General features: G+C 61.4%; 6 protein-coding genes and 2 pseudogenes. 4 read left to right on the top strand and 4 right to left on the bottom strand.

What is annotated here, in order from left to right; translation table 11 throughout:
• Positions 1 to 28 precede the first annotated feature (28 nt).
• From AB4N80_RS01365 to AB4N80_RS01355, 3 genes and pseudogenes are all read right to left on the bottom strand, one after another.
• Positions 29 to 2,566: a Tc toxin subunit A gene (locus AB4N80_RS01365; protein ID WP_460080322.1), complete on the bottom strand. Its 2,538-nt coding sequence runs from the start codon at positions 2,564 to 2,566 to the stop codon at positions 29 to 31.
• 522 nt (positions 2,567 to 3,088) lie between these two features.
• On the bottom strand, positions 3,089 to 3,793 hold the full coding sequence (locus AB4N80_RS01360) for a methyl-accepting chemotaxis protein (RefSeq protein WP_409556042.1): 705 nt from the start codon (positions 3,791 to 3,793) through the stop codon (positions 3,089 to 3,091).
• Between the two features lie 201 nt (positions 3,794 to 3,994).
• Positions 3,995 to 4,873 (bottom strand): annotated as a pseudogene (locus tag AB4N80_RS01355) (methyl-accepting chemotaxis protein); the annotation flags it as partial.
• Between the two features lie 347 nt (positions 4,874 to 5,220).
• On the opposite strand from AB4N80_RS01355, the gene pmrG reads away from it, so the two are divergent.
• A complete protein-coding gene (gene pmrG / locus AB4N80_RS01350) occupies positions 5,221 to 5,892 on the top strand; it encodes a lipopolysaccharide core heptose(II)-phosphate phosphatase PmrG (protein ID WP_436278755.1) in 672 nt (223 codons plus the stop codon).
• 24 nt (positions 5,893 to 5,916) lie between these two features.
• Positions 5,917 to 6,777 carry a phosphatase PAP2 family protein gene (locus AB4N80_RS01345; protein WP_305469618.1) on the top strand — a complete coding sequence of 287 codons (861 nt, stop codon included), beginning with the start codon at positions 5,917 to 5,919 and terminating at the stop codon, positions 6,775 to 6,777.
• Between the two features lie 97 nt (positions 6,778 to 6,874).
• Here AB4N80_RS01345 and katG read toward each other — a convergent pair whose 3' ends face one another.
• Entirely contained in the window at positions 6,875 to 9,139 is a 2,265-nt protein-coding gene (katG, locus tag AB4N80_RS01340) for a catalase/peroxidase HPI (RefSeq protein WP_305469620.1), read from the bottom strand.
• A 371-nt stretch (positions 9,140 to 9,510) separates the two neighbouring features.
• Here katG and AB4N80_RS01335 point away from each other — a divergent pair, with 371 nt between their 5' ends.
• Both AB4N80_RS01335 and AB4N80_RS01330 read left to right on the top strand, forming a co-directional pair.
• Complete coding sequence (locus AB4N80_RS01335; protein WP_354337120.1) at positions 9,511 to 10,149, top strand: hypothetical protein; 639 nt, start codon at positions 9,511 to 9,513, stop codon at positions 10,147 to 10,149.
• 318 nt (positions 10,150 to 10,467) lie between these two features.
• Positions 10,468 to 12,173: pseudogene (locus AB4N80_RS01330) on the top strand (ShlB/FhaC/HecB family hemolysin secretion/activation protein).
• The last annotated feature ends 5 nt before the right edge of the window (positions 12,174 to 12,178 follow it).

Raw genomic sequence — 12,178 nt, 5'->3', positions numbered from 1 at the left:
ATCCTTGAATTTGAAATGGGGGCAGCCGTCAATGGCAGGCGGCGATCAGCGCTTCACCGACTATTTTCCAAGCCGATGCAGAGCTGGCGGTTTCCAGTTTGATCGCCTTGATCAGCAGGTTTGCCGACAGTCCCGTTTGCTGGCAGCACGCCTGACAGCGCATGATCCAATCCACTGCTTCCATTGAGTCTGCGCGTCTTGTGTCCAGTGACGCCGTCAGGGAACTCACCTCTTCGACGCTCCAATTCAACAGCTTGGCCAGCAGGCCATTGGTTGCTTTTTCCGACTGTTCCTGGTTGGCCACCTGCAGGTAATGCAACAGGTTGTCTTCCGACTGGGCCTGATGACGGGCGCAATGACTGAAGCATTCGAGCAGATACAGTGTGTGGGGCGTCAGGGTGGCCGATAGGCGCGGGGCCAGCCATGTAGGGTTTTCCATCAGGACCTTCAGCGTGCTGCTGCTCAGGTGCAAGCGCTGGCAAGCCTCGGCCGTGCGCAGTACCGTCGCCAGCAACGGGGGCATTGCACCCGGGGTGTGCTGGATGGCCGTGACGATCGCCCTTGCGTCGGTACCAGCCATTTGTAATACGCCAGGGACGTATTCGGCTGGCAGGTCCGCCATGTCATGCAGCAGGAGCTCCACCTGATGCGGATGATCTTGGGAGGCGTTGGTGTCTGCCTGGAATTTCGCCAAGCGTTTTTCCAGGTTTTGATTCAGCGGCCAGTCATTGTTGCTGACGTTGAACAGGCGACACCATTGCAACACGTCCCGATTGTTTTGCCTGAGCCAGTCAACGGCCCAATCCATGGCCATCAGGACATCAAGAATGTCCGACTCTGTGGAGTCGACGGTTTTCAGCTCCCCTTTCACCAATGCCTTGCAGAAATCCTCCCCGCCGAGTAACCGGGCCAACTCGGTGCATTCAAGAGGGGAGAGCCCGAACATCCGGGCGATACGGGCCTGGCGATACAGGGCCGAAACCGTGGGCAAATCATATTCCTGTGATGAGTATCGACTGGCCTGTTCCACCAGCAGCAACAGCGAATCTGGCGCAACGGGAAGGCCAAGGCCGGCGCTGAGGTAACTGAAGGTCTGCTCGTCCTTGGCGGTCAGGCTCCGCTTGGGGGCGTCCCACACAGGGCTTTTGAGCAGTTGGGTGCGATTGAACACCTGATCGAACAGCGACACCCGATCTGCGCAACCGTGGGTGGGCATGTCGTGCAGGAACGCAGCGAATTCTTCAGAGGCGATGCCATGGCGCCGGTTCAGGTACCGATAGACGCCCAGCGTGCGCAAGGTGTTGGCGCTAAGCGTTTCGACCCTTTCCGAGCGTTGGGCATTGAAGATCAACGTGTCCAGTTCGGCAACGGGAATACCGGTCCAGCGATGCAGGCGGATCATGCGTTGCAAACGGTCGAAACGTTCAGGAGAGTTGTTGGTGAAGACCCTCTGCTGCGCTTGGGTCTCGATCGCCAGGGCAGGGATAGCCCCGCCGCCATTGATGTAGCTGGCGCCGTAATGTGTCCGGGTGGAAAGGGGGCTGTTGATTGACGTTCGCGGCCTGCATTTGCCTTGCGCCAGTAGCTCCTCCACCTGTTCCGTCGTGAGCCCGGTGCGCTCCTTGAAGAACTCAAGCTCATCCAAGCGTAGGAGGTTCTCAGTGCCGTAGTTTGTTTTCAGTGTGCTGAGGTTGGCCTGCGAGGCGGTCGGTGCGATGAGCAGCGCCTGTTGTGCGGGGCTCAACCCGGACAGCAGTTTTTGCGCTTCTGCAGAATTGACGACTACTCCCCCGTAAAGATCCCGGTCCTTTGAAAAAGGCAGGTTCAGGCTAACCCGATAATTCAGTTCGCCCAGCGTCGGCTTGCCCGTGCCCAGCCCGAGGACACATTGGTGATGGTGCAGGTCGTAGGGCAGCGAGAAAGGGTAGTGTGCGCTGGCGAGTATCTGGTGAACGCTCCTGTTATCGCCGGTTTCGGCCAGGTGCGACTCGATATTATTGCGCAGGGTGTCGTTGATGATGTCGAGCATCGGACGGGTCAGGAAGGTACTCTGTCGATCGAGCATCAGTGCCTTGAGGTCCGGGCGCCGTTGCGCCAAGGTGATTCTACCGGCGTGGGACGACCGGTTTTCCAGCTCCCCGGCAAACAGATACAACGCCCGCAGATACGCCACGGGCGAGTCGATTGCCGCGATATCACCCTCGTTGCAGAACTGCTCCCAATTTTCTTCGAACAGCGCCTGATAGCCGGTGGGCTCTGGCGTTGAGCCTATCGCCAGGCTGCGCTTGCTGCGTGGCTTGTTGGCGCCGGACGATACTCGATGCTCCTGATACAGGCGGCTGATTTGCCGGGCATGGCTCAAAGCGTTGTCGTAGGCCTGCTCACCGTCCGCGTCGGTATGCCTGGCGAGTGCCTGGGTGAACTGCGCCTTGCTCATGCGCGCGATGTCGAATACCGACGTCACGCCCATGCGTTGCAGGGCGGTTTTCAGATCGGCTTTTGTGGCGTCCTTACCGTCTGAGGAGCCAACGAGCCTGTGCAGCAGCGAGTCGTTGTTTACGTCCATGTGTTGCCATCTCCTGTGCGAACGGAATGTGCTTGTTCAAGCGAAAACCGTACAGGAGCGGGCAAAGAAAGGCGGTAGGACAGGGGGAGGGGGATTTGTACGAAAGAGCGATTCGTGGGTGGCGTCGATGCAAATCCTGTGGGAGCGGGCTTGCTCGCGAAGGCGTCGGATCAGCCAGCATTGAAGTTGACTGACCCACCGCCTTCGCGAGCAAGCCCGCTCCCACAGTGGTTTGTGCCTGGCGCGGAGTTGCGGGACACAGCAGACCCGGGGTGGGAGCGAGCTTGCTCGCGATAGCGGTGGGTCTGCTGGCATCGATGTTGGATGGGCTGCCGCCTTCGCGAGCAAGCCCGCTCCCACAGTGGTTTGTGCCTGGCGCGGAGTTGCAGGACACAGCAGACCCAGGGTGGGAGCGAGCTTGCTCGCGATAGCGGTGGGTCTGCTGGCATCGATGTTGGATGTGCCGCCGTCATCGCGAGCAAGCTCGCTCCCACAGTGGGTTGTGCAACATCGGGTCGGGTGTTAGACGCGGAAGTGGCTGACCATCATCTGCAACTGATTCCCCAGCCGCGCCAGTTCGACGCTGGAGGCGGCGGTTTCTTCGCTGGCAGCGGCGGTCTGTTCGGACACGTCGCGCACGTTGATGATGCTGCGGCTGATCTCCTCGGCCACGGCGCTTTGCTGCTCGGCGGCGGCCGCGATCTGCTGGTTCATCGACTGGATGTTCGACACCGTGCGGGTGATGTTTTCCAGTGACGCGCCGGCCTTGCGGGTCAGGGCCACGCTGCTGTCGGTAAGGTTGCGGCTGTTGTTCATCACGGCGGCCACTTGCTGGGTACCATTCTGCAGGCCAGCCACCAGGCCTTCGATTTCTTCGGTGGATTTCTGCGTGCGCTGGGCCAGGCCACGGACTTCGTCGGCCACCACGGCGAAACCACGCCCGGCTTCACCGGCCCGTGCCGCCTCGATCGCGGCGTTGAGCGCCAGCAGGTTGGTCTGCTCGGCCACGGCTTTGATCACGTCCATGACGCTGCCGATCTTGTCGCTTTCCTGTTGCAGCACGGTCATGGCGTCGGTGGAGCGCACCACTTCGCTGGCCAGGCGCTCGATCTGGGCAATGGCTTCGCTGACTACCTTGTCGCCGGCACGGGCTTCGCCGTCGGCGGCGGCCGCGGCCTGGGAGGCTTCTTCGGCGTTGCGCGCGACCTCCTGAACGGTGGCGGTCATCTCGTGCATGGCGGTCGCGACCTGATCGGTCTCGACTTTCTGGCTGTTGACCCCGGCGCTGGTTTGCTCGGTCACGGCGGACAGTTCTTCGGCGGCGCTGGCGATCTGAGTCACGCCATCGCGGATGCCGCTGATCAGGTCACGCAGGGTCACGCCCATGCGGGCGATGCCTTGTTGCAGCACGCCCAGTTCGTCACGGCGGGTGACGATGACGTTCTGCGACAGGTCGCCACCGGCAATGCGTTCGACCACGGCCAGGGTTTCGCGCAGCGGGCCGGTGATCTGGCGAGTGATGATCACGGCCGCGATGACGCCGACCAGCAGCGCCAACAGGGTGCTGACCAGTTGCAGGGTGCGTGCCTGGGCGCTTTCAGCGTCGCGGCGGTCGAGTTGGATCTGGTACAGCTGTTCGCTCAAGGCCACGATGGTTGCGCCCTGGTCGGTCATTTCCTTGCGGGCCTGGACCACATCGGCGGTGGCCACTTTGAAGGCCTGCACGGCGCTGCGGTATTGGGCCAGGGCATTTTCCAGCTGGCGCAGTTCATCCTGGCGGGTGCTGGAGAAATGTTCATTCAGCGGTTTGAGCGCAGCGATGGCGGCGTCCAGTTGGTCGATGGCCTTGCGCTCGGTGTCGGCGTTGCTGTTGGCGGTGTAGCCGCGCACTTCATAGCGGGCCAGCATAAAGGCCTGCTTGGCCTGGGTGATGACCTGGAACTGGGCGAAACGCTCATCGCTGAGGGCCATTTGCCGCACATCGGCGTCGAGGGCCTCGATCAGTTTGTAGGCGATCTCGGCGTTCGTGCCCATGACATCGCGGGCGCTGTTGCCCGTGCGGTAGGCGCTGCGCATTTTGTTCAAGGACACTTGATAGGCACTGATGACCGCGCTCTGCTCCTTGAGCAGCTTGACGTTGGCCGGGCTCTTGAAGCTGCTGAGCAGGGCGTTCTGTTGCGCCACGAAACCATCGAGGGTGGTCTGCACGTTTTGTGCGGCGGTCTCGTCACCGTTGGTCAGCATGTATTGCAGGCGCGTGACGCGCAGTTTGGTCAGGCTGGCGTTGAGCTGGGTAATGTCGCTCATCCAGTTGCTGCGGTCGATCAGCCCACCCAGGCTGGTCCAACTGGTCAGGGCCAGCAGGCAGGTCAGTACCAGCACCAGGCCGAAGCCCAGGCCCAATTTCATGTTGACGCTAATGTTGCCAAACCAGCTGTTCATCAAATTCCTCCAGGAACGTTGTGCTGCTTAATCGTCGGTACGCTGGAAGATTGTTGTTGTTAAGAGCCAGCAAGAGCATGTAACAGGGGGGTATCGGCGGTGAGCCATGGATCTGAAGCTTTTTTTCACATCGGTTTCACTGCCTACCTACGTCGGCCTCTCTACTGTCGCGCCATCGAATGACTGGGTGGATGCCGTCGGGGCGGCTTGATGTGGAACTGAGACTGAGCCTTTTCGGCCTGACGCGCTCGATCGATACGCGCCGATTTGCCCGTTATCAAAACGCCGTGGTCGTGCTGGCTTCAGCGCTGCTGGTGATCCCGTTGACCCTCTGGCTGCTCAGCCCGACGGCGGTGCCGGACCTGGCCCATGGCAACGTCGCCGGCGCCCGTGCCTTGGCCGCTGGCTGGGCCAAGGGCGAGATGATCGTGCTGGTGCGCCATGTCGAGCGCTGCGATCACTCCAAGGCCGCGTGCTTGAATGATCGCGAAGGCATCACCGACCGCGCCCGTGCCGTTGCGGTGGGCCTCGGTGCCCGTTTCGAACAACTGGGCCTGGACAACGTCGACCTCTACAACAGCCCGCTGGTGCGTGCGACCCAGACGGCGGGGTACATGTTCAGCAAGGTGAGCACTGGTGACGATTGGCTGTTCAATTGCCGACATGACCTGCTGCGCAATGCCCTGGCCCACAAGGTGGCGGGGCGCAACTTGATTCTGGTCACCCATAGCGAATGTATGCAGGCCATGGAAACCGCGCTCCAGCGTCCGACCTCGGCGTTTGGCTATGGCGCTTCGTTGTTCGTTTCCACCGCCCAACCACAAGCGCCACGGTTGCTCGGTTTTATCGAAGCCTCTGACTGGCGCTCGGTGATGTTTCAGTAATTTTCCTCACGATTAGGACCGCTCATGCTGACGTCTGCTCGCGCCCGTTTCTACGGGCTCAACCTCGGAATTCCGCTGGTCTGTGCTGCCGTGGTGTTCTTGCTGTTCGACATGACCCGCATCGACATCGCCATCAGCAATCTTTTTTACGACCCGTTGCACCAGGTCTTTCCGTTGGAGCACGTTCGGCTGTTCGAGCAAATCACCCACAAATGGGCGAGGATCATCCCGAACTGGACCGGCGAGGCGGCCATTATCGGGGCGCTGTTGTCGTTTTTCTGGCCGATCTTCAAACCGGAAAAACGCCCTGGACTGCTTCGCCTGCTGGATAAAGCCCGACTGAGCAAGCCGCTACGGTTTGCCCACAAGCACCGTCGTGATTTCCTCTACGTGGTCTTCGCCTTTTCCCTCAGTACCGGGGTGATCCATTACCTCAAGGGCCACACCAGCGTGTATTGCCCGGTGGAAACCACCCAATACGCCGGCAAGATCGAGCACAAGGAATGGTTCCAGAATTTCGATCTACTGAAGGTTGCCGGTGACGGTCGCTGCTGGCCCGGCGGTCATGCGTCCGGCGGCTTCACCATGCTGGCGCTGTATTTCGTCGCCCGCCGCTACCGCTGGCGTCATTCGAAAGCGTTGATGTATGGGGCGCTGGCCTTGGGGTTTGTCTACGGGACGACGCGGGTCCTGCAGGGCTGGCACTACATGTCCCACACGTTCTGGGCGGGGATTTTCGTCTGGTTGAGCTGTTGGCTGATGGCGTTGCTGTTTTATGGGCGAGCGGATTTGGAACAGCCTGTGTTGGGCAGCGCACTTCGTCAGTCTGAACGCCAGGCAAAAAAAAGCCCGCTGGGAGCGCGGGCTAAAACCTTAGTTTCTTGAATGAGCGAGGGGACTTTACCCAATCACGCGGGGGCGTGGGGTGAAGAAAAGTTCATGAGGCCGGCTCCTTGCACGACCTCATGCTCGCGGGTTCTTCTCACCTGAGATCAAACCGATCCAGGTTCATCACCTTGACCCAGGCCGCGATGAAGTCCTTGACGAACTGCTCCTGCGCATCCGGGCTGGCATAGACTTCGGCCAGGGCCCGTAGTTGCGCGTTGGAGCCGAAGACCAGGTCAACGCGAGTGCCGGTCCATTTGACCTGGCCGGTCTTGCGGTCGCGGGCTTCGAAGGTTTCCTGGGTGTCGGAAAGGGCTTTCCATTCCACGCCCATGTCGAGCAGGTTGACGAAAAAGTCGTTACTCAATGTCCCGGGCCGTTGGGTAAAGACACCGTGCGCAGTGTGGCCGACGTTGATGTCCAGTACCCGCAGACCACCGAGCAGTGCCGTCATTTGCGGGGCGCTGAGGGTCAGCAGTTGGGCCTTGTCGATCAGCAGCGCCTCGGCGGACACGCGGTATCGGCCCTTGAGGTAGTTGCGAAAACCATCGGCGATGGGCTCGAGGAAACCGAACGACTCGACGTCCGTCTGCTCCTGGCTGGCGTCCATGCGTCCTGGTGCGAAGGGTACCGTCACGCTGAGCCCGGCATTTTTCGCGGCCTGTTCAATGCCGGCGCTGCCGGCCAGCACGATCAGGTCCGCCAGGGAGATTTTCTTGCCATCGGCTTGGGCGGCGTTGAACTCGTTCCGAACCTTGTCGAGGGTCGCCAGCACCTGGGCCAGTTGCTCGGGCTGGTTGGCCGGCCAATCCTTCTGCGGGGCCAGGCGCAGGCGGCCGCCGTTGGCTCCGCCGCGTTTGTCGGAACCACGGAAAGTGGAAGCCGCGGCCCACGCCGTCGACACCAGCTGTGAAACCGTAAGGCCCGAGGCCTGCAACTTGCCTTTGAGGGCGGCGACGTCGCTGTCGTTGACCAGCGGATGGTCGACCGCCGGGATAGGGTCTTGCCACAGCAGTTCTTCGTTGGGCAGCTCCGGGCCGAGGTAGCGTGAGAGCGGGCCCATGTCGCGATGGATCAGCTTGAACCAGGCGCGGGCAAAGGCGTCGGACAATTGCTCCGGGTTCTCCAGGAAACGCCGCGAGATTTTCTCGTAGATCGGGTCGAAGCGCAGCGCCAGGTCGGTGGTCAGCATCGTTGGATTGCGCCGTTTGGCCGGGTCATGGGCATCGGGGATGATGCCCGCGCCTGCGCCGTTTTTCGGCGTCCATTGGTGCGCGCCGGCCGGGCTCTTGGTCAGTTCCCACTCGAAGCCGAACAGGTTCTCCAGGTAGTTGTTGCTCCAGCGGGTGGGCGTGGTGGTCCAGGTGACCTCCAGGCCACTGGTGATGGTGTCGGCGCCCTTGCCGGTGCCGAAGGTGCTCTTCCAGCCCAGGCCTTGCAGCTCCAGGCCAGCGGCTTCGGGCTCGGCACCGACATTGTCCGCAGGCCCGGCGCCGTGGGTTTTGCCGAAGGCGTGGCCACCGGCAATCAGTGCCACGGTTTCTTCGTCGTTCATCGCCATGCGGGCGAAGGTTTCGCGGATGTCCAGCCCGGCGGCGACCGGGTCCGGCTGGCCCTCGGGGCCTTCCGGGTTGACGTAGATCAGCCCCATCTGCACGGCGGCCAGCGGGTTCTCCAGGTTGCGTCCCTCGTCAGTGCGGCTTTCTTCGTTGCCAGGTTCGGCCACCAATTGGCCTTCGCCGGGCTCCTGCATGGCGGCTTTGTCGGGCTTGCCGTAGCGAACATCGCCCCCCAGCCATTTGTTTTCGGAACCCCAGTAGACGTCTTCATCCGGCTCCCAGACGTCGGCGCGACCACCGGAAAAACCGAAGGTCTTGAAGCCCATGGACTCCAGCGCAACGTTACCGGTGAGGACGATCAGGTCGGCCCAGGAAATGTTGCGGCCATACTTCTGCTTGATCGGCCACAGCAGCCGACGCGCCTTGTCGAGGCTGACGTTGTCGGGCCAGCTGTTGAGCGGTGCAAACCGCTGCTGGCCGGAACCCGCGCCACCGCGTCCGTCACCGGTGCGGTAGGTGCCTGCACTGTGCCAGGCCATGCGGACAAAGAGCGGCCCGTAGTGGCCGAAATCCGCCGGCCACCAGTCTTGCGAGTCGGTCATCAGCGCGTTCAGGTCTTGTTTCAAGGCCTGGAAGTCCAGGCGCTTGAACGCTTGCGCATAGTTGAAATCCTCGCCCATGGGGTCGGACAGCGAGGAGTGCTGGTGCAGGATCTTCAGATTCAGCTGGTTCGGCCACCAGTCGCGGTTCGTCGTGCCACCACCCGCGGCGTGATTGAACGGGCATTTCGATTCGTTTGCCATGAGAAGCTACCTTCGGTCGTATTCATCCAGCTATCCAGCCCGGCGGGGCTTCGAATAGCGACAGGCGAAATAAATGACACAGGGCGCAGGGCTCACAGTTCGCTCAACTGATCGTGTATGGTCACACGGCAACGCGCGACGGCGGTCTGGTTGCCAGTACGGTGGCCCACGGCAAGCCCAGTACGGTTCTGAACGCTTCCTATCTCTTGTCAGGTTTCACGGGCCGGATTGCACCAGCCTGAATTCAGGCTAGTCCCCCTTTGCCAGATAGCTAATAGGCGCAGTATTAACGCTCGATAGGGATAATCTTTTATCGAGGCCAAGCGGCGAGGCAGATGATATGAACGGCGCCTGCCGTGACGGACCCCATCATGAACAAATGCCCGCGCAGCACGGCCTTCCACGAAGCGGGGCATGCCCTGGCGTTCTGGTGGAACGGCCAACCGATAAAACGCATCACCGTGCGTACCAAGGTCGAAGCCTGCGCGGGGCCTCTGTTCGACCTGCGCGGTAACCCGCAATACGCAGAAGGGTTGGTCGAAGCGGACTACCTTGTCTCGCGCCCGGCCTTCGACGCCCCGGGAATCGCTGAATACCTGCCTTCGATGATCGATGCCATTGAGCGTGACTTGCTCCATTGCTTCGCGGGGCCAGTGGCCGAAGCGGTCTACCGGCACCGCAGGTCCGACCGGCTGATCAGGGGCAGCGGCCGGGGAGACCTGGATCGGGGGTACGAATTGATCAGCTTGCTGCCACCGCGCAAGCTGCTCGACGCCCAATCCCAGGCCATCGCGCGTTGCAGCCGGTTGATGCATCGTTACTGGCCTGCTGTGTGCGCGGTGGCGGACCTTCTGCAAGCGCACGGCAAGGTCGAAGGCAACCTCGTGACGGCGCTGTTGTGCGAGATCACCGGGGAGTCGCCCACTTGGCTTGGCAATAGAGTTGGAAGCCTTGATTCGCGAGCGGGAAGCCGCGAAGGCGCCGGCCTGCTCGCAGGGCCACTTATCTAAGAAAACGATGAACCCGTGGCGAGGGAGCTTGCTCCCGCTGGGCTGCGAAGCGGCCCTACGATTTTGCGGTCGCTGCGCAACCGAGCGGGAGCAAGCTCCCTCGCCACGGATTTCCGACTGCCTAAGTGAGCTGCGTTGCTGACCTGCTCGGACCTTCCAGCGATGCCTTTTCATTGTGTTTGTCGACGCTGTCTGTGAGACATGTCTCTTTTTTACGTAGAAAATCTCCGCTCCCTTGAACCGAAGGCGATCTGCCGGGTCTGGTATCCGCGCATTGCTGTGTATGCCTGCTGTCATTTCTGTATCGAGGGATCGAACATGTCCGTATTTGCCTTAGGGACGAGGCTAGTCGTCGCGTCGCTGTGTTTTCTAGCGATGAACATTGCCGTCGCTGCGCCAACCCCAGGCGATACGGACCTGATCCGTGAGCGCCAGGACCGTCTGCTCGAAGAGCAGCGTCGGCGCCTTGAAGAACTCAAGGACCTGCCCGGCAAAGAAGCGAAGCCGGCCCAGCCCACTGCACCTGTCGATACCCGTTGTTTCCCGATCAAGACCATCGAGCTCAAGGGCGCCGACGCCCTGTCCGAAAGCGAGCGCCAGCGCCTGCTCAAGCCCTTCCTCAACCAATGCCTGGGCGTGCCGCAGCTTAATCAGTTGCTCAAGGTCATCACCGACCACTACCTGGAAAAAGGCCTGGTCACCAGTCGCGCCTATTTGCCGCAACAGGACCTGTCCAGCGGTCACCTGCAAGTGCTGGTCGTCGAGGGCCGCCTGGAAGGCTTGAAAGGTGCCGAGAACAGTAAGCTGTCGGATCGCGAGTTGGCGATGGCGTTTCCCGGCAAAACCGGCGAACTGCTCAACCTGCGTGAGATGGAGCAGATGGTCGATCAACTGAACCGCTTGCCGTCCAACCGCGCGCAAATGGAGCTGACGCCGGGACAGAACATCGGCGGCAGCGAAGTGCGGGTCAATAACACCCCGCAGAAACCCTGGCGCGCGGCCTGTCACGGCATAACGATGGGCAGAAAAGCACCGGCGAGCAGCAATGGGGCGCCTCCCTGGATTGGGACAGCCCCTTGGGCCTGGCTGACCAATTGGCCTTGCGCGGCGGCCACGATGCCGTCAGCGACCATCAGAAAACCTCGCGCAATGGCATGCTCTATTACAACCTGCCATTTGGCTGGTGGAACCTGAGCTACACCTACAGCGAAAGCGAGTACCGCGCGCTGGGACAGGCCAACGGCTTCAATTTCAAGCAGAGCGGCGACAGCCAGAACCATCAGGTGCGCCTGGAGCGGGTGGTCCATCGCGATGCGGTGAGCAAGACCTCCCTCAATACGGGCCTGGCGTACCTGCGCACGAACAACTTCATCGAAGACAGCAAGCTCGCCGAAAGCAGCAATCGCATCAGCGAGGCGCAGTTCGGCGTCAACCATGGACGACGGGTCGGCAATGCCTTCGTCAACCTCGACCTGGGCCTGCAACAGGGTATCGGTGCCCTTGACGCCCAGGGCGATCATGAGCCGGGACCTGGGCTGCCGGATGCGCGCTATCGCAAGTACACCGCCACCCTCAGCTACCTGCAACCCTTTGAGCTGGGTGGCGAATCTTTCAGCTTCAGCAGCCTGATGACCGGTCAGCGCAGCGAGGACGTGCTGTTCAGCCCGCAGCGCATGAGCCTGGGCGGCCTGTCGTCGATTCGTGGCTACAAGGACCAGACATTGTCCGGCGACAGCGGCGGCTACTGGCGCAACGACCTGCGCTGGAGCCGCCCGGTGACACTGGAATGGCTGCGCCCGGTGTTCGCCGAATACGGCACCAGCCTCGGTTATGACCAGGGCGTGATTCGCGGCGATCGCTACAACGGCGACCAGCACGGGCGCATGTCGAGCAACTCGCTGGAGTTGTTTGCTCGTGGTGAACACCTGAACGCCAGCGTCACCTTCGCCCATTCCCTGGAACGTCCGGATGCCCTGACCGAGCGCGAAGCGCCGATCTACTTCCGCGTGGATGTATCTATCTAATTTTT

It is taken from the genome of Pseudomonas sp. H3_A02, from assembly GCF_054671965.1.
Note: the sequence above shows the minus strand (reverse complement) of the source record. Positions and strands in the feature narration are given on the sequence as shown.